This window comes from Pseudomonas sp. MDT1-85 (assembly GCF_054898065.1).
The window spans coordinates 307,930-331,950 of sequence record NZ_CM142715.1 but is presented as its reverse complement, the minus strand read 5'-3'; the positions used below and the strand labels follow the sequence as shown (position 1 = coordinate 331,950).

The 24,021-nt window shown below is 58.1% G+C and carries 21 protein-coding genes; 9 read left to right on the top strand and 12 right to left on the bottom strand.

What is annotated here, in order from left to right; genetic code table 11:
• Positions 1-26 precede the first annotated feature (26 nt).
• Both ACYZT2_RS01535 and ACYZT2_RS01530 read left to right on the top strand, forming a co-directional pair.
• The gene (locus ACYZT2_RS01535; protein ID WP_461969548.1) at positions 27-806 is read left to right on the top strand and encodes an N-acetylmuramoyl-L-alanine amidase; all 780 of its coding nucleotides are present in this window, start codon (positions 27-29) and stop codon (positions 804-806) included.
• A 73-nt stretch (positions 807-879) separates the two neighbouring features.
• Positions 880-2,496 carry an EAL domain-containing protein gene (locus ACYZT2_RS01530; protein ID WP_461969546.1) on the top strand — a complete coding sequence of 539 codons (1,617 nt, stop codon included), beginning with the start codon at positions 880-882 and terminating at the stop codon, positions 2,494-2,496.
• Positions 2,497-2,508: 12 nt separating this feature from the next.
• Here ACYZT2_RS01530 and ACYZT2_RS01525 read toward each other — a convergent pair whose 3' ends face one another.
• Complete coding sequence (locus tag ACYZT2_RS01525; RefSeq protein WP_461969544.1) at positions 2,509-4,299, bottom strand: ATP-binding protein; 1,791 nt, start codon at positions 4,297-4,299, stop codon at positions 2,509-2,511.
• A gap of 10 nt (positions 4,300-4,309) precedes the next feature.
• Complete coding sequence (algB, locus tag ACYZT2_RS01520) at positions 4,310-5,656, bottom strand: sigma-54-dependent response regulator transcription factor AlgB (RefSeq protein WP_461969542.1); 1,347 nt, start codon at positions 5,654-5,656, stop codon at positions 4,310-4,312.
• Positions 5,657-6,092: 436 nt separating this feature from the next.
• Here algB and ACYZT2_RS01515 point away from each other — a divergent pair, with 436 nt between their 5' ends.
• From ACYZT2_RS01515 to ACYZT2_RS01500, 4 genes are all read left to right on the top strand, one after another.
• The gene (locus tag ACYZT2_RS01515; protein WP_461969540.1) at positions 6,093-6,377 is read left to right on the top strand and encodes a hypothetical protein; all 285 of its coding nucleotides are present in this window, start codon (positions 6,093-6,095) and stop codon (positions 6,375-6,377) included.
• Positions 6,378-6,458: 81 nt separating this feature from the next.
• Positions 6,459-6,623 carry a DUF1328 domain-containing protein gene (locus ACYZT2_RS01510; protein ID WP_003177151.1) on the top strand — a complete coding sequence of 55 codons (165 nt, stop codon included), beginning with the start codon at positions 6,459-6,461 and terminating at the stop codon, positions 6,621-6,623.
• A gap of 701 nt (positions 6,624-7,324) precedes the next feature.
• Positions 7,325-8,656 carry a glutamate/aspartate:proton symporter GltP gene (gene gltP / locus ACYZT2_RS01505; RefSeq protein WP_461969538.1) on the top strand — a complete coding sequence of 444 codons (1,332 nt, stop codon included), beginning with the start codon at positions 7,325-7,327 and terminating at the stop codon, positions 8,654-8,656.
• Between the two features lie 224 nt (positions 8,657-8,880).
• Positions 8,881-10,110, top strand: coding sequence for a nucleoside recognition domain-containing protein (locus ACYZT2_RS01500; RefSeq protein ID WP_461969536.1), 1,230 nt, complete (start codon positions 8,881-8,883; stop codon positions 10,108-10,110).
• A 182-nt stretch (positions 10,111-10,292) separates the two neighbouring features.
• Here ACYZT2_RS01500 and ACYZT2_RS01495 read toward each other — a convergent pair whose 3' ends face one another.
• From ACYZT2_RS01495 to ACYZT2_RS01460, 8 genes are all read right to left on the bottom strand, one after another.
• On the bottom strand, positions 10,293-11,321 hold the full coding sequence (locus ACYZT2_RS01495) for a DUF5924 family protein (protein WP_461969534.1): 1,029 nt from the start codon (positions 11,319-11,321) through the stop codon (positions 10,293-10,295).
• A gap of 214 nt (positions 11,322-11,535) precedes the next feature.
• Positions 11,536-12,912: a M16 family metallopeptidase gene (locus tag ACYZT2_RS01490; RefSeq protein WP_461969532.1), complete on the bottom strand. Its 1,377-nt coding sequence runs from the start codon at positions 12,910-12,912 to the stop codon at positions 11,536-11,538.
• Between the two features lie 56 nt (positions 12,913-12,968).
• Positions 12,969-14,627, bottom strand: a complete 1,659-nt coding sequence (locus ACYZT2_RS01485) for a Na/Pi cotransporter family protein (protein WP_461969530.1) — start codon at positions 14,625-14,627, stop codon at positions 12,969-12,971.
• Positions 14,628-14,840: 213 nt separating this feature from the next.
• Entirely contained in the window at positions 14,841-15,470 is a 630-nt protein-coding gene (locus ACYZT2_RS01480) for a hypothetical protein (protein WP_461969528.1), read from the bottom strand.
• A complete protein-coding gene (locus ACYZT2_RS01475) occupies positions 15,470-16,627 on the bottom strand; it encodes a DUF2515 family protein (RefSeq protein WP_461969526.1) in 1,158 nt (385 codons plus the stop codon). Before ACYZT2_RS01475 ends, ACYZT2_RS01480 begins: the two co-directional genes overlap by 1 nt.
• A 19-nt stretch (positions 16,628-16,646) precedes the next feature.
• Positions 16,647-17,144: a PAAR domain-containing protein gene (locus ACYZT2_RS01470; RefSeq protein WP_461969524.1), complete on the bottom strand. Its 498-nt coding sequence runs from the start codon at positions 17,142-17,144 to the stop codon at positions 16,647-16,649.
• A 278-nt stretch (positions 17,145-17,422) separates the two neighbouring features.
• Positions 17,423-18,190 (bottom strand): TerC family protein, encoded by a 768-nt coding sequence (locus ACYZT2_RS01465; RefSeq protein WP_461969522.1) that lies wholly within the window; start codon positions 18,188-18,190, stop codon positions 17,423-17,425.
• Between the two features lie 84 nt (positions 18,191-18,274).
• Positions 18,275-19,582, bottom strand: coding sequence for a CitMHS family transporter (locus tag ACYZT2_RS01460; RefSeq protein WP_310660869.1), 1,308 nt, complete (start codon positions 19,580-19,582; stop codon positions 18,275-18,277).
• Positions 19,583-19,902: 320 nt separating this feature from the next.
• On the opposite strand from ACYZT2_RS01460, the gene ACYZT2_RS01455 reads away from it, so the two are divergent.
• Positions 19,903-20,304 carry a GFA family protein gene (locus ACYZT2_RS01455; protein WP_461969519.1) on the top strand — a complete coding sequence of 134 codons (402 nt, stop codon included), beginning with the start codon at positions 19,903-19,905 and terminating at the stop codon, positions 20,302-20,304.
• On the opposite strand, the gene ACYZT2_RS01450 is transcribed toward ACYZT2_RS01455, so the two are convergent.
• The gene (locus ACYZT2_RS01450; RefSeq protein ID WP_461969517.1) at positions 20,305-20,631 is read right to left on the bottom strand and encodes a DOPA 4,5-dioxygenase family protein; all 327 of its coding nucleotides are present in this window, start codon (positions 20,629-20,631) and stop codon (positions 20,305-20,307) included.
• Between the two features lie 84 nt (positions 20,632-20,715).
• Here ACYZT2_RS01450 and ACYZT2_RS01445 point away from each other — a divergent pair, with 84 nt between their 5' ends.
• The gene (locus ACYZT2_RS01445) at positions 20,716-21,378 is read left to right on the top strand and encodes an NAD(P)-dependent oxidoreductase (protein ID WP_461969515.1); all 663 of its coding nucleotides are present in this window, start codon (positions 20,716-20,718) and stop codon (positions 21,376-21,378) included.
• A 63-nt stretch (positions 21,379-21,441) separates the two neighbouring features.
• Here ACYZT2_RS01445 and ACYZT2_RS01440 read toward each other — a convergent pair whose 3' ends face one another.
• Positions 21,442-22,392 carry a choline sulfate utilization transcriptional regulator gene (locus ACYZT2_RS01440; protein ID WP_461969513.1) on the bottom strand — a complete coding sequence of 317 codons (951 nt, stop codon included), beginning with the start codon at positions 22,390-22,392 and terminating at the stop codon, positions 21,442-21,444.
• Between the two features lie 114 nt (positions 22,393-22,506).
• Between ACYZT2_RS01440 and betC the strand changes: the two genes are divergently transcribed.
• The gene (gene betC, locus ACYZT2_RS01435; protein ID WP_461969511.1) at positions 22,507-24,021 is read left to right on the top strand and encodes a choline-sulfatase; all 1,515 of its coding nucleotides are present in this window, start codon (positions 22,507-22,509) and stop codon (positions 24,019-24,021) included.

Genomic DNA, 24,021 nt, shown 5'->3' with positions numbered 1-24,021 from the left:
ATTGTCTCGCGTGTATTGCCCTTGCCATGAAATGTCTTGTCCTTATTGCGTCGCTGCTTCTATTAGCCGGTTGTGCCAGCGGCCCCCGAATCGATACCAGCCACCCTTCAGCCAATCACGACAGTCGTATTCAGTTCGTGGTGATGCATTACACCTCCGCATCCCTGGAAACCTCGCTGCAATTGCTGACCCATGGCGAAGTCAGCAGCCACTACCTGATTAGCGACGACAAGCGCGCCACTATTTATAAGCTCATGGATGAAAATTTCCGGGCCTGGCACGCTGGCGAAAGCGAATGGCAAGGCCGGACCTGGCTGAACTCCAGCTCTATTGGTATCGAGATCGTCAATCAGGGCTTTGAGGACACCCCGAACGGTCGTCTTTGGTATCCCTACAGCGAAGCCCAGATTCAGTCGATGATCTTCCTGCTCAAGGACATCAGCAAACGCCAAGGCATCAGCCCCCGCCATATCATTGGCCATAGCGACATCGCACCGATGCGCAAGCTCGACCCCGGCCCCCTGTTTCCCTGGAAGCGCCTCGCTGCCGAAGGCTTGGGAATATGGCCGAACGAGCAGGCCGTGGCGCGGCAGCAAGCGCAGTTCGCCGTGCAATTACCCACTATCAGTTGGTTTCAGGGGCAGCTTGCCCGCTTGGGCTATGCCACGCCGCAAACCGGCGAACTGGATGTAGCGACACGCAATGTACTGGCGGCCTTCCAGCTGCATTTTCGCCCATCCCGTTTCGACGGTACACCGGACGCACAAACCGCGGCTATTCTTCAGGTGTTGAATCAGACAAAATAATGACGACCGCCCGACGGTCAGCGCTTCTTCCAAATCAGCAGCTATAACTCATTGGTAATTCTTCGGATATTCCATGATGACTGCTGCTCGGGAGAGACTGCATAGTTGGTTCTATCGCCCTTGGTTTTTGGCGATGCTGGCTACTGCCTTGAGCGCAACGCTTCTAACGGTCGGCAGTTTGTTTGTGGCGATGCATCAGGTCGAGCACAACGAGAGCCAGGAAATGAATGCTCAAGGTGAGCGCTTCCTCGCCCGTCTCGAGCAACTGTTTGGACAGCTGCGCGAAAGCCTCGATGACCTGGAAGCCCAGCCTCTGCGAGGTTGTGACGATGACATGATCGCCACCCTGCAGCAGGTCAGCTTCAATTACCGCTTCGTTTATGAAGCCGCTTATATGGACACTTCGCGAATCTGCTCCAACCGCCCCCGCCAGGAAGGGGTATCGCTGATCCGACCGCCGGACATCAAGGGCCCTACCTACAGCTATTGGCTGAACACCACCACCGAACCCGATGAGAACCGCGCCGCACTAATGCTTGGGCGCGGTAATTTCCGGGTGGCAACTTCTCGCGGGCATTTGACCGACATGGTCGATCTGTCACCGGGAAGCAGCCTGTTGGTGGTGCTCGATCACGGCACCCGGGCGGTTCCGGTACTCGGTGTCGCGCAGACATGGCCCCCGGCGGAACCCTGGCCCCCGAAAAGCCGCGATGCGCTGCAAGTTACTCATACCCGCCTGATTTACCGAATGCCCACTAACACCCCCGAATATCAACTGGTACTGATCACACCGCGCTCCGGGATGCATGTGCCGGCGGTATGGTGGTGGCTACTGCCGGCTAGCCTGGCGCTGAGTGCCTGTGTAGGCATTCTGGTGTTTTTGCTGGTGCGCCAGCGTCAGTCGCTGGATGCGGAACTGCAAGGCGCCATGCGGCGAGGCGAGTTGCAGGTGTTGTATCAACCGATCTTCGACCTCGACAGCCGCAACTGCGTCGGTGCCGAAGCCCTGCTGCGCTGGCGAAGGCCGGATGGCACGCTGACCAGTCCCGACCTGTTCATTCCAATGGCGGAGAATACCGGCCAGATCCGCCAGATGACCGACTTTGTATTGCAGCGCTTGCTGGAACAGCTCGGGCAACTGTTGCGGTCCAATCCGCAGCTGTACATCTCGGTCAATCTGGCGGCCTGCGATGTCATGGTGCCGCGTATCGGTCAGGTGATGGCGCGCCTGCTGAGCGTGCACCGAGTGGCGGCCAGGCAGATTGCCTTTGAAGTGACCGAGCGCGGATTGGTGGATGTGGTGGTGGCCAGAGAAAACCTGCAAGCCCTGCGGGATGTCGGGCATCAAGTGCTGATCGACGATTTTGGCACCGGCTATTGCAGCCTCGCCTACCTGCAAACCCTACCGGTGGACTGCCTGAAAATCGACAAGGCGTTTATCGACGCGCTGGGCCATGATGCCGCCAGCAGTGGCGTGGCACCGCACATCATTCGCATGGCTCAGGCGCTGCAACTCAAAGTGATTGCCGAAGGTATCGAACACGAAGCCCAAGCGGTTTTTCTGAGCAGCGAAGGGGTGAAGTTCGGTCAGGGCTGGCTGTTCGCCCACGCACTGAGCGCCGTGCAGTTCATCGAACTGATTACCCGTGGCCGCCGACTGACCACGCGACGCCTGGATGACGAAGCCTGAGAGGGCTGCGGTTTATATCGCCAGCGCCATGTAGAACTGCGTACCCTGCCCCGGCCGCGAATAGACCCCCATCCGCCCGCCGTGCAGCTGCACGATTTCCTTGCACAGCGCCAGACCCAGCCCGGCACCGCCCTTTTTGCGGCCAACCTGAACAAAGGGCTCGAAGATCCGTCCTTGCTGGCCGTAGGCAATGCCTTCGCCGTTGTCCTCGACGCTGATAATCATCCGCTCACCATGGCGCCGGGCCTGCAAACGTATCAGTCCGTCGTGGGAGGTATGGCGCAAGGCGTTGTCAATCAGGTTATCGAGCACCCGTTCCAGTTGTGCCTGATCTGCTTGCAGCCGCGGCAACGGTCCCTGCACTTCCACCAGCAGCTCGATGCCCTTCTCTTGCGCCGGCCCGGCAAAACGCATCTTGGCCTGATCCAGCAAGTCTTCGATGGAGCACGGTGCCAGCGTGAGTTTTTGCAGGCCGTTTTGATAGCGAGAGAAATTCAGCAGGTCGTTGATCAACTGCATCAGGCGCTGCATTTCTTCGTTGACGGTGTCCAGCAGGTCGGCTTCGCGGGAGTCTTCGGCAAAATGCGTCCGCTCGCGGAACAGGCCGAATGCCATGTGCATCCCGGTAACCGGCGTGCGCAACTCATGGGAGGCGCGCAGGACGAACTCGCTGCGTACTCTTTCAAAGGCACGCTGTTCGGTGACGTCATGCAACACCATCACGGCGCCGAGAATATGACCCTGAGTATGGCTGACCGGCGTCAGGCTATACGTCAGCAATCGCGACTCCCCATCGACCTCGATGCTCAAGTCGTCCGGCGCTCGGTCCAGCGTGCCGCCGCGCAATACCAGTTGCAGTTGTTCATCCAGCTCGGGACGCTCAAGCGCCGCGCCCAGCCCTTGGCCGAAACGATCGGTGTCCCAGCCTAACTGGCGCTGAGCCACCGGGTTGAGGTGTTCGAGATGACCTTGACGATCGATAATCAGCAAACCGTCGTCAATGCTGTCGAGTACCGCTTGCAAACGTTGCTGGCCGGCGAGCAGTTCGTCGATATTGGTAGCCTGGTGCTCACGCAAGGCCTCGGCCATGATCCCGAAACGCCGGGTCAACTGGTTCATTTCCACCGCGGAAGAAATCGGCAGAGTCACTTCGAAATTGCCCTGGCCGATATTGTCAGCTGCCTGCACCAGAGCCTCGATCGGAGCCCCAAAACGCCGGGCGATCGCATGGGCGGTAATGAACCCGATGAACAACACTGCCACGCCGACCAATCCAAGCAGGCCGGCAATCAACAGTGCTCGCTCCCGGGCCTGGCGCTCGATCTCAGTGATGTTATCCAGTGCGCGCTTCTGTTCAGAGATCAAACCGTTACGCAACGCGTTGAATTTTTCCGTGAGATCCCCGTCATCACTGACTACCTGTACCGGAGCGTGGGAAAGATCAAAGGCCTGCAACAAGCTCTGATAATCAGCCTTGGCCTTTCTGAAACCATATTGGACACCTTCGCTGGACGGCTCGTGAGCAATGCCTTCGTCAAGCAATTCAAGGGAGTGCCTGCTGGATGCCTCGAACGCAGCAGGGTCAGGGTTCTCGCCAAGCACGATGATCAGTTGATCACCCAGGGTCTGACGCAGCTTCAATCCCAGATCCAGCTTGACAAAGTTGTCACGGAGCAGGGCTTCCTGAGTCCCTGCCATCTGCATCACGCTGACCAGCCCGAGCAAGAGCCCGAGCAGCGCCACGGTAATCAGTGCGGAAATACTCAGAAACAGCCGGGTGCGCAACGTCATCGCCAGTTTCATCGATTACGACTCACAGGTTGTACTGCTTGCGTTTGCGGTACAGGGTCGAGGCATCGATACCCAGGGTCTTGGCCGCCTGATCCAGCGTGTCGGCCGTGGCGAGGACCGCGCCAATGTGAGCTTTTTCCAATTCATCCAGGCTCAGCGCAGCACCAATGCGCGGCGTGTGGTTGGTCGGGGTCTCGGCCATGCCCAAGTGGCTGAGCTCTACCCGCTCCTGCGGACAAATAATGCTCGCGCGCTCCACCACGTTGCGCAGCTCGCGAATGTTGCCCGGCCAGCGGTAGCTGAGCAGCGCTTCGCGGGACTCGTCGCTGAAGCATCGGGCCGGACGCGAGTATTCCTTGACGAAGCGCGCCAGGAAACGGTCAGCCAGGCTCAGAATGTCTTCCCTGCGCTCGCGAAGCGGCGGCAAGTGCAAGGTTATGACATTCAGGCGATAGAGCAAATCTTCCCGAAAACGACCCTCACGCACCATGTCTTCCAGGTTGAGGTTAGTCGCTGCGAGAATTCGCACGTCAGCGCGACGGGTCACTGGGTCACCCACGCGTTCGTACTCCTTGTCTTGGATGAAACGCAGCAACTTTGGCTGCAAAGTTAGCGGAAAATCGCCGATTTCGTCGAGAAACAGCGTTCCGCCGTCAGCCTGATTAACGCGCCCCAAAGTGCTTTCACTGGCACCGGTGAATGCGCCACGGCTATGTCCGAAAAGCTCGCTGTCCATTAATTCGGCAGTCAGGGATGGGCAATTGATGGTGACGCAGGATTTCTTCTGGCGTTTGCTCCAGCCGTGAATCGCCCGCGACAGCTCACCTTTACCGGTGCCGGACTCGCCAAGAAGCAGGATATTGGCGTCGGTACTGGCGACCTGGCGCGCGGTTTCGAGCACCACTTTCATGGCCGGACTATAGGAATCCAGTCCCTCCTTGGGTTTTCGCACTTCACCTTCGAGAGCTTCCAGCCGCGCCGAGAGTTGGCGTACTTCCAACTGTTTGGCAGTGGCCAGACGCAACTGGTCGGGGCTGCAAGGTTTGACCAGATAGTCGGCGGCACCCGCCTGAATCGCATCCACTGCGGTGTCCACGGCCGAGTGAGCAGTGACAATGACTACTCGCATCCAGGGCGCCTGAATACGCATCTGGGCCAGCACATCCAGGCCGTTATCTTCACCCAGGCGCAAATCGAGGAAACACAGATCGAAAACCTGGCGCTGCAACAAGGCTTCGGCCTGAGCAGCGCTGGTCGCGGTGGCCACGCTGTAGCCTTCGTCTTCGAGGCAATAGCGAAAGGTTCGGAGGATCGCGGACTCGTCGTCCACCAGCAGAATGCGGCCTTGATGCTCAGTGGCTGATTCCATGTCCCTACGCTCCTTTAATTGTGGAATTTGGTTAGGCCCGGAAAAATCGGGCAACTTGCATGATTGATTGTGGTCGATTTCAGCCACATCAGCGGAGCTATCTGCTTCGCCACAAGATAAACCACTGATTTATTTAATTTTTTATTAATGAACCGTTCTTTGGCGATTGCCTGCGTCCCTTTCTGACATCCGCGCCCTTCGTTCAATTCCAAAAATATTGAAAGTTTCGGCGAATTCATCGTGCATTACGCACGGCCTTGAATGGGCCATCGTGCAGGATGCGTCTAAACCGATTTTAACAGATCATGTAACTCATTGATTTTAATGGTATTAAACCCAACAAAAAGGTGGCATGCAGGCTGCAGGTATCTGAGTCATCAGGGCATTTAATAAATCAGTGCCCGCCTACCTACCCCACAGTGGGAGGAACTTCAGGATGAATCGCCAAGGTGCCGCCCAATTGCGTATCTCGCCATTGCATATCCAGCAAGGCTTGTTCGCCCTGCTGGCATTGTTGATTACCTTGATTGGCGGCCAGCAGTTCTTGCGTTGGGAACAGAGCCAGCCGCCAGAGACGCCGCCGCACCTGTCGATTCCCCACGCCCCCCAAACCCACTTTAGTGCCGTCAGCAACCCGGCTGACAGCGACTCGATGCGAATGATGGACGTCGACCAGGCCCAGCCTGTGGTCGAGACGCCTCAGGAGCGTTGGGTGTTTTAAGCAATCGAACTTGGCGCGCTCAACGCGCCGGGATAAGCACCACCCGCAACACCTTTAAATAGAAGCGTAAGGAGAATCACCATGTTGAGCTGGGCAATCACATTCCTGATCATTGCCATCATCGCTGCAGTACTGGGCTTCGGTGGTATCGCGGGCACCGCCACGGGTATCGCCAAGATTCTCTTTGTCGTGTTCCTGGTGATGTTTATTGCTTCCTTCTTCTTTGGCCGCCGCGGTCGAGGCTGAAATAACTGAAGAAAAAGTTCGAAACACGAAAGAGGCCACAGCGCTTCTTTCCACTGCGCTACCCGAGGACGGTAGACGCATGACCAAGGGGTCGGGACGTTCTGACTGTTTCAGGGTCGGAGTGACCTACGGGTACAGGGAGTACCTGCGCAAGGGCCGGGTCAAGTAAAGCTGCGACGCAAGTTCGCCGGGGCCAAAGCGACTCGACGGACTTGCGGAAGGGCTTCAACGTGCAAAACGTTGATCTAGAGCATTCAGCTCATCTGTTATTGCTGCATATTCCCCGCAAAACCGTTTCGCGGTGTTTCTTCTTGACCGTATATCGAGAAAGCTCCGACTTTCCCGAGAAGAAAATTCGCCGCCAAACGTAGGCTTTTTCCTAAATTTCCGCCTATTTAAAAACCATCGACCTGCGGTGAAATGGCCGGCATACGGCACTTATGCCCGCCTGAATGTCGTATTCAACCCGGTTGGGACGCGGGTTTCAGATAGAAAATCTCATGCCGATTCGGCATAGGGTAGGCGTTTACGGCATTAGACGGCGCTTCCCTGCATCGGAATAGTTGCGCCTTTTTCGCTGCCTGAGAGCTGTAAATGCTCGCTCGCGGGGACCTTATACGGGGGCCGATGCAAGACCTGTTCGCCATCGAGTGTTTCAGTTCATGCATCAGCCTGAGTCAAACGCAAGTAAGGGTAAAGATATGAAGAAGGCAAAGCTTAGCCTCGCCTGGCAGATCCTCATCGGTCTGGTTCTGGGGATAGCAATTGGTGCACTGCTCAACCATTTCAGTGCCGAAAAAGCCTGGTGGATCAGCAACGTGCTGCAACCGGCAGGCGATATCTTTATCCGTCTGATCAAGATGATTGTGATCCCGATTGTGATCTCTTCGCTGATCGTCGGCATTGCTGGCGTGGGCGACGCGAAGAAACTCGGTCGTATCGGTCTGAAGACCATCATTTACTTCGAAATCGTCACCACCATCGCCATTCTGGTCGGTCTGGTGCTGGCCAACGTGGTTCATCCGGGCAGCGGCATCGACATGAGCACCCTCGGTACGGTGGATATTTCCAAGTACCAGGCCACTGCTGCCGAGGTTCAGCATGAACATGCGTTCATCCAGACCATCCTCAACCTGATCCCGTCGAACATCTTCGCGGCCATGGCCCGCGGCGAGATGCTGCCGATCATCTTCTTCTCCGTGTTGTTCGGTCTCGGTCTGTCGAGCCTGCAATCGGACCTGCGCGATCCGCTGGTGAAGATGTTCCAGGGCGTATCGGAAAGCATGTTCAAGGTCACTCACATGATCATGAACTACGCCCCGATCGGTGTGTTCGCCTTGATCGCGGTGACCGTAGCCAACTTCGGCTTTGCCTCCCTGCTGCCGCTGGCCAAACTGGTCGTCCTGGTTTACTTCGCCGTCGCCTTCTTCGCCTTCGTGGTGCTGGGCCTGATCGCTCGCCTGTTCGGCTTCTCGGTGATCAAGCTGATGCGCATCTTCAAGGATGAATTGGTGCTGGCCTACTCCACCGCCAGTTCCGAAACCGTGCTGCCGCGCGTGATCGAGAAAATGGAAGCCTACGGCGCGCCGAAAGCCATTTGCAGCTTCGTGGTACCGACCGGCTACTCGTTCAACCTCGACGGATCGACCCTGTACCAGAGCATTGCGGCCATCTTCATTGCCCAGCTCTACGGCATCGACCTGTCGATCAGCCAACAGTTGCTGCTGGTGCTGACGCTGATGGTCACCTCCAAAGGCATCGCCGGCGTACCGGGTGTGTCCTTCGTGGTGCTGCTGGCTACTCTGGGCAGCGTCGGTATTCCACTGGAAGGCCTGGCGTTCATCGCTGGTGTTGACCGCATCATGGACATGGCCCGTACCGCGCTGAACGTGATCGGCAACGCCTTGGCCGTGCTGGTCATCGCACGTTGGGAAGGCATGTACGACGACGCCAAGGGCGAGCGCTACTGGAACTCCCTGCCGCACTGGCGCAGCAAGGAAAAGCTGCCGGTTGGCGAAGTTTCCAGCAACTGACGCAAAAACCTGTAGGAGCATGGCTTGCCAGCGAAGAACGATAACGCGGTGTAACTGAAACACCGCGGCGTCCCATTCGCGGGCAAGCCTCGCTCCTACAGGACGAGGTAGCATGCACATTAGGTGTATGACGCAATCTCGCAAACAAACCCCGGAGAAATCCGGGGTTTGTCGTTTCTGCCTACCCCGCTATCATTCGCCGCAACTTCCGGGGGATTTGACTGATGCTTAATGGCCTGTGGCTTGGCTTCTTCATCGTGGCGGCCGTATCGGCGCTCGCGCAGTGGCTGATCGGTGGTAACGCCGGGATCTTTGCGGCGATGGTGGAAAGCCTTTTCGCCATGGCCAAATTGTCGGTCGAGGTCATGGTCCTGTTGTTCGGCACCCTCACCCTCTGGCTGGGCTTTCTGCGGATCGCCGAGAAGGCCGGGATCGTCGATTGGCTGGCCAAGGCGCTGGGGCCCTTGTTCCTGCGCCTGATGCCGGAAGTGCCGGCCGGGCATCCGGCCATCGGCCTGATCACCCTCAACTTCGCCGCCAATGGCCTGGGCCTGGACAACGCCGCCACGCCCATCGGTCTCAAGGCCATGCGTGCGCTACAGGACCTCAACCCCAGCGACACGATTGCCAGCAATGCGCAGATCCTTTTTCTGGTGCTCAACGCCTCCTCCCTGACCCTGCTGCCGGTGACCATCTTCATGTACCGTGCCCAGCAAGGCGCGCCTGATCCGACCCTGGTGTTCCTGCCGATCCTGCTGGCCACCAGTTGCTCGACCCTGGTCGGTCTGTTATCGGTGGCGGTCATGCAGCGCCTGCGCCTGTGGGACCCGGTGGTGCTGGCATACATGATTCCCGGTGCCCTGACACTCGGTGGTTTCATGGCGCTGCTGGCAACGCTCTCGGCGACCGCTCTGGCGAGCCTGTCATCGATCCTCGGCAACCTGACGCTGTTCGGGCTGATCATGCTGTTTCTGGTGATCGGAGCGTTACGCAAAGTGAAGGTCTACGAGGCGTTCATCGAAGGCGCCAAAGAAGGCTTCGACGTCGCCAAGAACCTGCTGCCGTATCTGGTGGCGATGCTCTGTGCCGTGGGCGTGCTACGAGCATCCGGGGCGCTGGATTTCGGTCTGGACGGGATTCGTCATCTGGTGGAGTGGGCCGGTTGGGACACGCGCTTCGTCGATGCGTTGCCGACGGCCATGGTCAAACCCTTCTCCGGCAGCGCAGCACGGGCAATGCTGATCGAAACCATGAAGACCTCCGGAGTCGACAGCTTCCCGGCGCTGGTGGCGGCGACGATTCAGGGCAGTACCGAAACGACCTTCTATGTGCTGGCGGTGTACTTCGGCGCGGTGGGCATCCAGCGCGCGCGGCATGCGGTGGGGTGTGCGTTGCTGGCGGAGTTGGCGGGGGTGTTGGGGGCGATCGGGGTTTGTTACTGGTTCTTTGGCTAACCGAGAACCCTGTGGGAGCGAGCCTGCTCGCGATGACGGTTCAACAGCCAACAAAATTGTTGAATGTGCCGACCTCATCGCGAGCAGGCTCGCTCCCACATTGATGTGTGTAGGTCTTCAGAGCCGCATGTCCATGCATCAGCAACGCATTCAACCGCACGACTACGCTCGCAGCAGAACCCTTACTTTTCTTTGATGGGTGTGCTGTCCATGACCTTGAAGCGCAACACGCCGATCAGTTGGCCGTCTTCGGTGAGCACCCGAACCTGCCATTTGCCCGCGGGGTTGCCGGGGAAGTTCTGCTTGTGGGTCCAGGCGCGGTAGCCTTCCTTGCGCCCGCCGTGGATGTCCAGAGGAATACGATCGACCTCTTTACCGTTGAATATCCAGACGTGATAGATCCGCTCGGCCAGACCCCGCGGGGCGTTGATCGCGGTGTACGCGTACAACCCACCTCCGCGAATCTGTTCGGCGCTGACTTCTTCCAGACTCTTGCCGGGAGTTCGATCCTGCATTTGAGTGCTGATCGCCACATCGGTCATCCACAGGGTCGCCGGCGGAACCCAGGAACGCAGCACCCAACCGGCGGCGCCGATGCCGACGGTGATGCTGAGGATCGCCAACGCATTGCGCACGGTGCGAATCGGGAAAATCGAGGCCAGGCTCGGGAACGACAGCACCATGGCAATGCCCAGCGCCAGCTTGAAGCTCTGGGCAGTGGTCAGGTGCAGGATGACGGGCAGGGCGGTCAGCAGGGCCGCGAACAGGGTCAGGGTGTGCAGCGCCAAAAACGCCCAGCGGCGCGGTGCCAGCCATTTGTAGTAGAGCGGGTCGATGATCGAAATCAGTGCCGCCATGCTCAGCAATCCAGTGAAGAATAACTGGCCGCTGTTCCAGGTGGTGGTGATTAAAAAGAACGGGAGGACGAAGAACAGGCTTTCCTGATGGATCATCTGCGTCGCGTAACGCAGCAGCGGCGGGGGTATTTCGCGCTTGAAGACCCTGGCGAACAGCTTGGTGAGGCTGTTTTCCAGCATCAGCCAGACCCAGCTGACCAGCATGATAGTGGTGATCCACGTCGCCAGACCTTGTTGGCGATCCACCAGCATGAAGCTGCCGACCCCGGAGATGAAACCGCCAAGCGCAATGACCCCGGGATAGCGCTTCATCAATTCGAGGATGCGCTGTACGTACAGGGTCAGATTCGGCATTCGGCGATTCACAATAGTCGTGGGGAAATCCTCGACAGGGTACCGCCCGAGAGGCCCTGTGGCGAGGGGGCTTGCCCCAATGCCGCGACGAAGATCCTGTAGGAGCGAGGCTTGCCCGCGAAGAATACACCGCGGTTTTTCAGGTATTACGCGTCATCGTTCTTCGCGGGCAAGCCACGCTCCCACAGGTTCTGCGCCTTGCCACAGGGAACGCTTACTTTCTGCGGTGAACGCGCCAACCCAATATTCCAAGCACCATCAACCCAAAGCCCCCGACAATTGCCCACATCACCTGGTCATAACTCACCAGCGGCTTCTCGATCCGCAGATACCCCGGTTGCAGCAGCAACTCACGCATTGCCTTGTTCGCCTCGGCCAGTGTCACGTCTTGCAGCGCCTTGGTCGGGTTGACGAAATGGCCGTCCTCGTAGTCGCCAAGGGCGCTCCAGTAATAGTCCGCCAGAGCGCTGTTGCCTTGCACGGCCCAAGTCTGGCGAGCGATGGCGGCTTGTTTGAGACGGGCGAAGGTGGCGGCGTCGAGGCCGTTCTTGAGCAGATCGGCTTTAAGCTCATCCAGCACCTGTTCCGCTGCCAGCACGTCGTCGCGATCAAGGTCGGCGTTCAGGCTCATGAAGCCCACTGCGCCAAATACCTCGCGCTCGGCTGATGGCCCATAGGACAACCCATGGGCCAGGCGCAATTGGCGATAGAGCGCCCAGTCCAGATAGTCCTTGAGCATGTCGAAGGTTTCGTCATGCTGGTCTTCCAGCACCGGTTCCGGCACCAGCCAATGCAATTTGGCACCGCCGCCGACGAAATCGTTACTCAAATTGCGTTCGTGGGCCGCGCTGGCTTGAATGTCTGGCAACGGCAGATGAGCGCTAGGCTCAACCGCTTCGAGCGCGCCATAGGCCCGTTCCAGATAGGCCGGCAGCAGGCGGTCGAGATCACCAACCACGATCAGGCTCATGTTGTTAGGCGCGTACCAGGCCTTGCGCACGTTTTCCAGTTGCTCGCGGGTCAGGTGATCGACTTGCGCGCGCTCGGGGCATTTGAGGCCCAGCTCCACCGCCAACTGATTACTCGCGGTGTGCCCCAGGTCCTGGCGATCCAGCCAGCGTTGCAGGTGCGAGTAATGACCACCGTCTTCGCGCTCGACCACTTGCTTGGCGACGTTGATGGCAGTGTCGTCGATACGGGTCTGGGTCAGCAGCGCCAACAACAGGTCGAGAACCTTGCGCTGGTTTTTCGCCGGGGCTTCGATGACGAAGGTTGTGTCGGCGTTGCTGGTATAGGCATTCCACTCACCGCCCAGAGCCTGCATGCGTTCTTCCAGACCGCCTTCGCCGGTAGCGTCGATGCCACTGAACAGCAAGTGTTCGAGCAGATGCGGCAGCTCCTTGTCGGCACAGCTGAAATCATCCAGGCCTACGCCAACCACCAACCGGATCGCCACATGCCCGCGCTCGGAGCCCGGTTTGAGGACCAATTGCAGGCCGTTGCGCAAGGTGTAGCCCTCGACCTGAAAGCGATCCAGGGCAAATGAAGGCAGTGAGCCGAGCAACAGACAAGCGAACAGCAGACAACGCATAACGAGTTTCCGTACGACCAGCGTAAGTTCAACAGACTTCAGGCAACTGTGGACGTTCAGGGTGAATGAGTGATGTCAGTCAAATCGTCGACCGCCAGAGCGCCGGTGTCCGAAGTGCCCAACACCGCATAGGCACTGCTGCAGAACAGCGAATTCAAGCGTCTCATGTCGGCAATCAGTTCCAGATGCAGCGAACTGGTCTCGATACTTTGTACGATCTTACGGTTTAAACGGCTGACATGAGCGTGGGCAAGGCGGCGTTCCTGTGCGCGAAAGCGACGTTTCTCACGCAGTAACTGGCGGGCACTTTCCGGGTCGGAACTGAGAAACACTGACAACCCCAGACGCAGGTTAGCAATCAATTGGTTTTGCAGCCCCGCCAACTCCTCCAGACCGTCCTCGGAGAAAGACCGCCGTTGCGAGGTTTTCTGTTGCTGAACCTTGCGCAGCATCCGTTCGATCACGTCGCTGGCGAGTTTCAGGTTAATCGCCAATTCGATGGTTTCCGCCCAGCGCCGGCTATCCTGCTCGCTGAGGTCTTCCCGGGGCATTTGCGCCAGGTAGAGCTTGATGGCGCTGTAGAGCGCTTCGACATCATCGGCCAGGCGACGTACTTCCTGGGTGACAGCGGTTTGTTTGCCGCGCAGCACGGCGAGCATGGCTTCGAGCATGCTGTCGACCAGATCGCCGATGCGCAGGGTTTCCCGGGCGGCATTGGCCAGTGCCAGACTCGGGGTGACCAACGCCGTCGGGTCAAGATGCCGCGGTTTGGCCGTGCCGTTGATGTCCGGCCGCTCTGGCAGCAACCATGCACAGAGTTTGGCCATCGGCCCGACGCTGGGCAACAGGATCAGGCAACGCGCGGTGTTGTAGAGCAGGTGGAAGCCGATGACCATTTCCTGAGGGCTGAAGTCGAGGCTGTCGATCCAGTGCACCAACGGGTCGAGCACCGGAATGATCAGCAGCAGGCCAATCAGTTTGTACAACAGGCTGCCGAGCGCCACCTGACGGCCGGCCGCGTTCTGCATGCTGGTGCTGAGGAAAGCCAGAATGCCGCTGCCGATGTTGGCGCCGATCACCAGGCCGATGGCCACTGGCAAACTGATCACGCTGGCACCGGCGAGAGTCGCGGTCAGCAAAACGGCAGCCAGGCTGGAATAGGAAACCATCGCGAACAGCGCGCCGACCAAGGCATCGAGCAAGATATCGCCGGTCAGGGAGGCGAAGATGACCTTCACCCCTTGCGCCTGAGTGATCGGCGCGGCGGCCTCGACGATCAGTTGCAGCGCCAGAATTATCAGCCCCAGACCGATGCTGACCCGGCCCATCTGTCCTACCCGGGTCTGCTTGCGCGACAGGAAGAAAATCACTCCGAGGAAAATCAGCAGCGGCGACAGCCACGACAAGTCGAGGGTCAGTACCCGCGCCATCAGGGCGGTACCCACGTCGGCACCGAGCATGGTTGCCAAGGCTGGCGTCAGCGCCATCAGCCCCTGACCGACAAACGAGGTCACGAGCATGGCGGTGGCATTGCTGCTCTGGACCATGGCGGTCACTGCGATCCCGGCGACAAACGCGAGCCAGCGCCTGGACATGTTATGGGCGATCACATGGCGCAAGTTGGAACCATAAACCCGCAGGATGCCGGTTCGGACGATGTGCGTGCCCCAGATCAACAAGGCCACGGCCGATAACAAATTGAGCAGGGTGAGCATGCAGGCCCCCTGTGGTGGTAGCGCCCCAATGGGGCAAGTCGACGGTGCCGCGCGTTTTTCTACGTTGTGTATTTAAGCTGTAGTTGGCTAACGGTCTGGGCGCCAGCATCGCACAGCTAAAGAGGCGATTGAAACAAAACTGTCATGAACATAACCCCTATGGCGAGGGAGCCCCCCGCTGGGCTACGCAGGAGCCCTGAAATCGGGGAGATTTCAATCGCTGAAGAGATCCTCGCCCATTCCGACGTCGATCAGGTACTTGGCCGTCTCGGGGTTTCGTTCGTCGCAGCGGGCATAGCATTTGATGTGAAGAATCAAGCTGTACTTGTGCGGAATCAACAAGATGACGCCGTCCAGTTGATCAAAGAGTTTGGCTTGAAGTCGCACTTGGTCCTCTTTTGTTTCTATTTTGAGCCAATCGTTACCTTCAACAGGTTCCGGAGCCCACCCGACCTGTTTAAACTTTTGTTGTAGCTCATCAAGGAGTTTTACTGCTTGTTCGAACGGCAAGGTTTCCAGCATCGGCGACGTAGACAGGGTGATCGCTTTGAATTCGGACCACCCAATCACACCGAATTTTGTGGGCGGCAATGTGAATCCATGTTGTTTGTCATCAAAGGTGATAATGACTGGCGTGCTAATCCAAGTGGAGCTTGGGTGAGGTGGTTCACTGGGATAAATGGCGGTTTCGTTCTTTACAGGAAATGTCGAATCGCGCACCACATCGTCATAACTTTTCCCAATATGGAAAGAAATTTGTTCCGGGCCACGGCTGAAATAAAACGCCAAAATGACTGTCACCAACGCAACGGCAGCAGCAAAGTAGGTATTTCGTTTGTGCATCACCTGTTGCCCCCGCCGCTCGCAATGTCACTAATGGATTGCTTCAACTTTGCGCGGGAGGTTGGCTCTTTAAGCAATGCGTCAAATTGATTGGCGGCGCGTAAGACAAACTTCATTCTTTGATTCTTATCGGCAAGGTTGGCAAGCGGATTGCTGCCGAAAGCGACTTTCCTATTGTCAGGAGCTTTGCATTGGCTAGCGAGGGTAAGCTGGATTTCTTCGGCTGCCCCTGGCAACAAACCTGTTACGACCGAAATGACATCGCCTCCATGTGTACCTCGCATGAGCATGGCGAAATGAGTTTCGTCGTACATGGCAGGTTGCAGGATATTTACTTGTTCGTGAGTCGCCATTTGCTCGACGCTACCCTTGATATCTCCGTCGTCGATGGCTTTGAACGTTGCGTAAATCTCTGGAGTATCTGCGCCAAACTCCACTTTTCCTGCAATCGGCCACATCACATCCTTCACAATGCCACGACGGCTCTTCAAACATTTCTCCATTTCCTTGTAACCCCGCACCATAAAAAACCGATGCAACGGATAAACATCCAGAAACAGCGAGGTGTTACCGAGAGCCAGCATTTCATATACGTAGTCCAACTGCTGCTGGACAACCGAACGAGAGTTATCGCCAAAGGTAATGTCTTCGGTAGGCAGAGGATTGGCCGCTCGCGCTCTTTCTACTTCCTTCTCTACTTCAGGATCGGTCTTACTGAGCTTGAACCCAAACCCTTCAAAAATGGTTTCCGACTTACCGGTGCGCAGTTTCTCTTGCGCAGCCTTCTGTGCCGCGATAGCGGTTTGCAACTTGGTGGCATGGATCAACCCACACCCCACCTGCTTGGAAGCAAACGCCGCCAATCCCGCCCACTGAAACCGGTTATCCGCCAGCCACAACTGCGCATAGGCCGCATTAATCTTGCGGTTGCGCACTTGCGGGTCGGCAATCAGCACGCCACCCGGCGCAACCCATTCTTCGGCTTCTTTCTGAAACCTGCGCCACAGGCAATTACAGGTCAGCAACGGCACTTCGACGCGGGTTTTCGGGTTCGGTCCGCCCTTGGTGGTTTCGCGTTTGCAGGCGGGCAGTTCGCAGGTGCTGTCCCAGAGTTTTTTCATGTCCAGGTCGTCGGGCGCGATGCATTGTCCGGTCATTTCATTCTTCCTTGAGGCGTCAGACAGTCCAACGGACTACGGCGAGGTCGGGCTGTAGGGTGACGACGCTCTGAGTCATGCCCTGAGCGTTGGTCTGGCCTTTGACGATACGGCCTTCGGCGGTTTCGATTTCGTAGTCTTGTTCGGCAATTGGTTCGCCATTGCCGGCGCTGACGGCTTTGAATTCGACCAAGGGCTGACCAATGATCGGCAAGGGCGGGATAAATGGCGCGGGGGTGTGACTGTCGCCGATGATGACGCTGCCGGAGCCGCCGATCACCACGCCGCCATGGCTCGCAGTGCTATCGATGGTCATGGCGTTCAAACCGTTGATGAACACCGTTGAGGAGAACCCGCCACTGAGAGCCTGGCCGCAGGTGCACTTGTCGTTGACCCGTGCGGCGGCGAGACCATCGAAAAAAACATCGGGCGAACCGCTGGCAATCGGGTTAGTGCCGTGGCCGGGGAGAGGGCAGGTGGTGGGGTCTGTGACGCGTGCGGCTGGTTTTCCGGACATGTGCATTCCTTGTCATTGTCGTTTGATGCGAGCGGGGGACGCTAACCATCGAAGCTCTGTGCGTCAATCTTTGAGGGCTCGCCATACCGTTTTATAGCTGTGCGCGCAGGCGCGCTTGGGAGACTAAAGCCTCGATTCCCCGGCATAAGCACAAACAAATGTGGGAGCGGGCTTGCTCGCGAAAGCGGCGTATCAGTCAACATTGAAGTCGACTGATACTCCGTCTTCGCGGGCAAGCCCGCTCCCACAGGTTTGGTGCTAGCTGGCAGACGCCGGGATTACTGCCCCGGAACATCCTTGCGCAGTTTCACTGGGTCTTGTTGCTTCTTCTTTTTCATCATCGCGGTACGCATCTTGATGTTGATCGCTTCCACTGCCAACGAGAACGCCATCGCGAAGTAGACGTAGCCTTTTGGCAAGTGCACTTCGAAAGACTCGGCAATCAGCACGGTACCCACCAGCAACAGGAACGACAGCGCCAGCATTTTCAGCGACGGGTGCTTGTCGATGAATTCGCTGATGGTGCCAGCCGCCAGCATCATCACCAGTACGGCGACGATGATCGCAGCGACCATGACCGGTACGTGGGAAACCATACCCACGGCGGTGATCACCGAGTCCAGGGAGAACACAATGTCGATAATCGCAATCTGGATGATGGTGTACAGGAAGCTGCCACCCTTGGCGGTCGGCTCGTCGTGGCTTTCATCTTCGCCTTCCAGGGCGTGGTACATCTCTTGCGAGCTCTTCCACAACAGGAACAGACCACCGAAGAACAGGATCAGGTCACGCCCGGAAATACCCTGGCCGAACACTTCGAACAGGTCTGCGGTGAGGCGCATGACCCAGGTGATCGACAGCAGCAACAGGATCCGCGTGATCATGGCCAGTGCCAGGCCGAAGATCCGGGTGCGCGCCTGCATGTGCTTGGGCATGCGGCTGACCAGGATCGAGATCATGATGATGTTGTCGATGCCCAGGACGATCTCCAGGGCAGTCAGGGTGAAGAAGGCAACCCAGATTTCAGGGTTGGTCAGCCATTCCATGTGTATTCCTTTGAGGATGTGTTAAACCACGAAGGGCCCAGGCTTCGACAACAAAGCCTGGACCCGTCATGGTGAGTCTTGGGCTTATAGAGTGCTGAACAGCGGAAAAATCCCCATCAGCAACGCAGCCACCAGTATGCACAGGCAAACCAGCACTGCCCACTTTAAGGTGAACCGCTGGTGATCACCGAATTCGATACCGGCCAGGGCCACCAACAGATAAGTCGATGGTACCAGCGGGCTCAGCAAGTGGACGGGCTGACCGACGATCGAGGCACGTGCCATTTCCACTGCGGTTATACCGTAATGACTAGCGGCTTCGGCAAGTACCGGTAACACGCCGTAATAAAATGCATCGTTCGACATGAAGAACGTGAACGGCATGCTCACCAGCGCGGTGATCACGGCCAGGTACGGGCCGAGGAAATCGGGGATGACCGCCAGCAGGCTTTTCGACATGGCATCAACCATGCCGGTGCCCGTCAGGATACCGGTGAAGATACCCGCGGCAAAGATCAAACCGACCACCGCCAGCACGCTACCGGCGTGGGCCGCAACGCGATCCTTCTGCTGTTGCAGGCACGGGTAGTTGACGATCATCGCGATACTGAACGCCACCATGAACAGTACTGGCAGCGGCAACAGGCCGGCGACCAGGGTGCACATCAGCGCCAGGGTCAGGGCGCCGTTAAACCAGATCAGCTTTGGACGACGGGCATCCGGGAACTGCGAAACGCTGATTTCGCTGTGATCGACTTCATCACCGACCAGGTGCAGTTCACCCAGGCGTGCACGCTCGCGTTTACCGTAGAAATAGGCAATCGCCAGGATCGCCACCACGCCGGCCAGCATTGCTGGAATCATTGGCACAAAGATGTCGGACGGATCGACATGCAGCGCACTGGCCGCACGAGCCGTCGGGCCACCCCAAGGGGTCATGTTCATCACGCCACCGGCGAGGATGATCAGACCGGCCATGATCCGCGGGCTCATGCCGATGCGGCTGTAGAGCGGCAGCATGGCGGCCACGCAGATCATATAAGTGGTCGCGCCGTCACCATCAAGGGAAACGACGAGCGCCAGTACGGCGGTGCCGACCGAAACTTTCAACGGGTCGCCCTTGACCAGTTTGAGGATCTTGCGCACGGCCGGGTCGAACAGGCCGGAGTCGATCATCAGGGCGAAGTAGAGAATGGCGAACATCAGCATGACGCCGGTCGGCGCGAGTTTGGTGATGCCTTCGAGCATCATCGGGCCGATCTTCGGCGAGAAGCCGCCGAACAGGGCGAAGATGATCGGGATGATGATCAAAGCGATCAGCGCGGACAGGCGCTTGGTCATGATCAGGAACATGAACGTGATGACCATGGCGAAGCCAAGGAAAGTCAGCATAGGAATACTCCAGGCGTAGCGCGGCTAGGGAATGGCGAACCGGATGGGGTCAGCGCAGAACGGGAAGCACGAGACGTACGGGCGGAGTGACAGCGAAGAGGCGGGTAGTAGCGGACATCAGAATCACCATTGTTGTTGTTTAATGGACCGGGCGGGCGATAAAACACTCGCATTGGCCAACCGGTCTGTTGCCGGCAGTGAGGGCGATCCTAATCGGGGAAGCTTTCAGCCAGCTTTCGCGAGTGAAAGCATTGACCGAATGTACAACCGGCCGTCGGCCCGGTTGAAAGACCGTAAACACGGGGTCAGGAGCAAAAGACATGGGCGAACTTCACACCGGCGGCTGCCACTGCGGACAAATCTGCTATCAATTCAGCGGGCCATTGCACGACATCGCTCACTGCCATTGCTCGATTTGCCGGCGGGTCAGCGGCGGGATAGTGACCACCTGGATCACTGTCCCCGCTTCGGCATTTACATGGATGACGGGTACGCCGTCCCGATACGAGTCTTCGTCTACTTGCGTGCGATATTTCTGCCAAAACTGTGGGGCGCAACTGGCGCTGGTGACGCAGCTGAGCCCCGAGAGCATCGACGTGACCATCGCCACCCTCGACCATCCCGAGCAAGCGCCGGCCGAGCGGCATATCTGGACGGACAGTCGTTTGCCGTGGCTGCATCTGGACGAGCATTTGCCCGGAGAGGCCGAGGAACAACTCTGATCAAAAAACAGACAGATTCAGCGGCCGGATCGCGCCCATCCAGATTGCATGCTCGGTGTGGTCGAGCAGATCGTCGCCGGTATCCGGGTGCAGGAATATCACTAATCCCTTGCGGTTGAGCGCCAGCCACGGCAACACCGCGCCGAGGTGTTGCGGCTCGAAAGCCAATTGGCAGCTCCAGTCCGGGTGCGGGCCGACCGGGCGTTCGTGCATGCGCCCCAACTTCAGCGGAAACAATTGCGCGGCCTGCTCACACAAGGCCCTTGCCTGCGGCAGGGTGCTGGCGTCGAAATAGACATGGGCGTGGTAACCCTTGATCGTTTGCATCTGAACCCCTCTGAAACCTTGTCGAACCCTCGCCGCTTCCCGCAGGTCACACACCATATAGGCAAGAAAACAGGGAGCACGGCCATGAAAAATGCCGAAACCCCAGTGGTGAAGGTAGTGCTTTATGGTGCCATGAGTAGCTTGGGCAGTGCGCTGATGGCAGAAATGCTGCGGCGTCAGCATGAAGTGATCGCGATTCTCGATGACCTGACCGCGCTCGCGCCGCGCCCGGGTTTGCGCACCAAGACCGGCGATCTGTTCGATGCCACGCGGATCAAACAAAGCGTGGCCGGCCGTTCGGCGGTGATCTGCCTGCTCAATGCGCCAGGGTTGCCGATGAACAGTGAGCACATTGAAAAATCCTTTGTGCCTGGCCCGGTCGAAGAGGTGCTGGCGGTGGATGCACTGATCGACGGCATGCAGGCCGCGGGCATTGCCCGGCTGTTTGTTGTGGGCGATTTCGAGGTGCTGGACGACCCCGAAATAGAAGACCCGTTGCAACGCCACGCCGCCGAAGAAATCCGCGAGGCTCTGCAAAGCAGCTCTTTGCACTGGACTTTGGTGAATGCACCACGCCGCGTGCCCGGCCTGACCATCGAGCATTTCAGTCACGTCAGCAGTAGCCTGGAGCCGGGTCTGGCCGCAGTGCTGGAACAACTGAACAGGGTAGCTGTAGGGATTGCCGATGAGCTGCACCTGAATCTGCATGTTGGTGAGCATGTGAGTTTTGTCGGGACTTCGGAATAGTAAAAGATCGCAGACTTCGGCATGCACCCGTAGGAGCTGCCGAAGGCTGCGATCTTTTTGCATTCACACCGCAATCGAGGGTAACGGAAGACCATTGAGCGATTGCGCGCTGCTGGCCTGTTCCGCCATCAACCAATCCACAAACAGCTTAATCAATGCCCCACGCCGTTTGCGCTGGGGCAGGACCACGTAATAGCCCAGCCTGGAAATCACCGTGTCGGCAATCGGGCGACACAACAGCCCTTGCGCCAACAAGTTATCCACAAGGTGCCGCCACCCGATCGCAACGCCCTGACCACCAATCGCCGCCTGAATCAGCAAGGTGTAATTGTCGAAGCGCAGTTGCCCCGGCGCGGGGGCTGAAGTGATCCCCAGTTCGCGAAACACGCCGCTCCAGTCAAACCAGTTGCTGCTGTGTTCGCCTCGCAGGTGCAGCAGCGGAAACTCCAGCAATGCCTGAGCCGGCAAGGGCAGGGCACGGTCCTTCAATAGCAGCGGGCTGCACACCGGAAACACCTCTTCGCTGAACAGCCAGTGGCTCTCGCCTTGCTTGAACCGGCCATCGCCGAACAGTACCGCCACATCGATATCGGTTCGCAACATGTTGTGGCTGCGTTCGCTGGTGACCAGGCTGACATCCACTTGAGGGTTGGCGGTATGGAAGCGGTGCAGACGCGGCATCAGCCAATACGCCGCGAAGGCGAAGTCGGTGGCCACCTGCAACACTTCGTGCTGTTGTTGTGCGCTGATTGCGCTCAATCCTGCATCGATATTCTGCAAACCAAGCTGAACTTGCTCGAACAGAATGGTCCCGGCCTCAGTCAGTTCAATACCGCGATAAATACGGTCGAACAACCGTGTCGCGAGTTGTTCTTCCAGTCGTTTGATCTGCTGGCTGATGGCCGGTTGCGTGGTGCCGAGCTCCACCGCGGCGGCGGTGAAACTGCGTTGCCGGGCCGCGGCTTCAAAGGCACGCAGCAGGTCCAGGGACAAATCTCCGAGGGCGTCATACATAAGCTGTGCTTATCCTAGTCATTGCCTGGCATGGGCTTTACCACAAGGTTAATGGACTCCATGCTCGATCACAGCACTCTCGCATAAATATCCACTATGGAATGCCGCGATCACATGAAGCGCAAAAATATTCTTTTCATCATGGCCGATCAAATGGCCGCGCCAATGTTGCCGTTCTACGGCCCTTCGCCCATCAAACTACCGAATCTCAGCCGCCTCGCCGCCGAAGGCGTGGTGTTCGACGCCGCTTATTGCAATAGCCCCCTTTGCGCGCCGTCGCGTTTTACTCTGGTCAGTGGTCAGTTACCGAGCAAGATCGGCGCCTACGACAACGCGGCTGATTTCCCCGCCGATGTTCCGACCTATGCCCATTACCTGCGGCGTCTCGGCTACCGCACCGCACTGTCGGGCAAGATGCATTTCTGCGGTCCGGACCAATTGCACGGCTACGAAGAACGCCTGACCAGCGACATCTACCCGGCCGATTACGGTTGGTCGGTGAACTGGGATGAGCCGGACGTGCGGCCAACCTGGTACCACAACATGTCATCGGTGCTGCAAGCCGGGCCCTGCGTTCGCACCAATCAGCTGGATTTCGACGAAGAAGTGGTGTTCAAGGCCCAGCAATACCTGTTCGATCACATCCGCGAGGAGGGCGATCAACCGTTCTGCCTGACCGTATCGATGACTCACCCACACGACCCGTACACGATTCCCAAAGCTTTCTGGGATCTGTACGACGACGCCGACATCCCTTTGCCCGAAACACCCGCACAGGATCAACTTGATCCTCATTCCCAGCGTTTGCTCAAAGTCTATGACCTGTGGGACAAGCCGCTGCCTGTGGATAAGATTCGCGATGCGCGCCGTGCCTACTTCGGTGCATGCAGTTATATCGACAGCAACGTCGGCAAACTTCTGCAAACACTCGAAGAAACCGGGCTGATCGATGACACCATCATCGTATTCTCCGGTGACCACGGCGACATGCTCGGCGAGCGCGGCCTCTGGTACAAAATGCACTGGTACGAAATGGCTGCCCGTGTGCCGCTGCTGATCAGTGCACCGGGACAATTCGGGGCAGGGCGGGTCAGCGCGGCGGTGTCCACTGCCGACCTGCTGCCGACCTTTGTCGAATTGGCTGGCGGCTCGCTGGAACCGGGGCTGCCGCTGGACGGCCGCTCGCTGGTTTCGCACCTGCAAGGGCAGGGCGGTCACGATGAAGTGTTCGGCGAGTACATGGCCGAAGGCACCATCAGCCCGTTGATGATGATTCGCCGTGGTGCCTACAAATTCATCTACAGCGAAGACGACCCTTGCCTACTCTTCGATGTACATAACGATCCGAAGGAACAGGAAGAACTCAGCCAGTCGCCGCAATATCAGCAGCTTTTCGAGGCGTTTCTCGCCGAAGCGCGGGCCAAATGGGATATCCCGGCGATCCACCAACAGGTGCTCGCCAGTCAGCGACGCCGGCGTTTCGTCGCCGACGCCCTGACCATCGGCAAGCTGAAGAGCTGGGATCACCAGCCACTGGTGGACGCCAGCCAGCAGTACATGCGCAACCACATCGACCTCGACGATCTGGAACGTAAAGCACGTTATCCACAACCCTGCCAAAACCAATAA

Coding starts and splice junctions, on each gene's coding strand:
- ACYZT2_RS01465 (WP_461969522.1), bottom strand. CDS start 18,190: ATGGAATGGCTGACCAACCCTGAAATCTGGGTTGCCTTCTTCACCCTG.
- ACYZT2_RS01535 (WP_461969548.1), top strand. CDS start 27: ATGAAATGTCTTGTCCTTATTGCGTCGCTGCTTCTATTAGCCGGTTGT.
- ACYZT2_RS01530 (WP_461969546.1), top strand. CDS start 880: ATGATGACTGCTGCTCGGGAGAGACTGCATAGTTGGTTCTATCGCCCT.
- ACYZT2_RS01450 (WP_461969517.1), bottom strand. CDS start 20,631: ATGCAAACGATCAAGGGTTACCACGCCCATGTCTATTTCGACGCCAGC.
- algB (WP_461969542.1), bottom strand. CDS start 5,656: ATGGAATCAGCCACTGAGCATCAAGGCCGCATTCTGCTGGTGGACGAC.
- ACYZT2_RS01515 (WP_461969540.1), top strand. CDS start 6,093: ATGAATCGCCAAGGTGCCGCCCAATTGCGTATCTCGCCATTGCATATC.
- ACYZT2_RS01445 (WP_461969515.1), top strand. CDS start 20,716: ATGAAAAATGCCGAAACCCCAGTGGTGAAGGTAGTGCTTTATGGTGCC.
- ACYZT2_RS01470 (WP_461969524.1), bottom strand. CDS start 17,144: ATGTCCGGAAAACCAGCCGCACGCGTCACAGACCCCACCACCTGCCCT.
- ACYZT2_RS01490 (WP_461969532.1), bottom strand. CDS start 12,912: ATGCGTTGTCTGCTGTTCGCTTGTCTGTTGCTCGGCTCACTGCCTTCA.
- ACYZT2_RS01495 (WP_461969534.1), bottom strand. CDS start 11,321: ATGCCGAATCTGACCCTGTACGTACAGCGCATCCTCGAATTGATGAAG.
- ACYZT2_RS01460 (WP_310660869.1), bottom strand. CDS start 19,582: ATGCTGACTTTCCTTGGCTTCGCCATGGTCATCACGTTCATGTTCCTG.
- betC (WP_461969511.1), top strand. CDS start 22,507: ATGAAGCGCAAAAATATTCTTTTCATCATGGCCGATCAAATGGCCGCG.
- ACYZT2_RS01500 (WP_461969536.1), top strand. CDS start 8,881: ATGCTTAATGGCCTGTGGCTTGGCTTCTTCATCGTGGCGGCCGTATCG.
- ACYZT2_RS01440 (WP_461969513.1), bottom strand. CDS start 22,392: ATGTATGACGCCCTCGGAGATTTGTCCCTGGACCTGCTGCGTGCCTTT.
- ACYZT2_RS01480 (WP_461969528.1), bottom strand. CDS start 15,470: ATGCACAAACGAAATACCTACTTTGCTGCTGCCGTTGCGTTGGTGACA.
- gltP (WP_461969538.1), top strand. CDS start 7,325: ATGAAGAAGGCAAAGCTTAGCCTCGCCTGGCAGATCCTCATCGGTCTG.
- ACYZT2_RS01525 (WP_461969544.1), bottom strand. CDS start 4,299: ATGAAACTGGCGATGACGTTGCGCACCCGGCTGTTTCTGAGTATTTCC.
- ACYZT2_RS01485 (WP_461969530.1), bottom strand. CDS start 14,627: ATGCTCACCCTGCTCAATTTGTTATCGGCCGTGGCCTTGTTGATCTGG.
- ACYZT2_RS01455 (WP_461969519.1), top strand. CDS start 19,903: ATGGGCGAACTTCACACCGGCGGCTGCCACTGCGGACAAATCTGCTAT.
- ACYZT2_RS01510 (WP_003177151.1), top strand. CDS start 6,459: ATGTTGAGCTGGGCAATCACATTCCTGATCATTGCCATCATCGCTGCA.
- ACYZT2_RS01475 (WP_461969526.1), bottom strand. CDS start 16,627: ATGACCGGACAATGCATCGCGCCCGACGACCTGGACATGAAAAAACTC.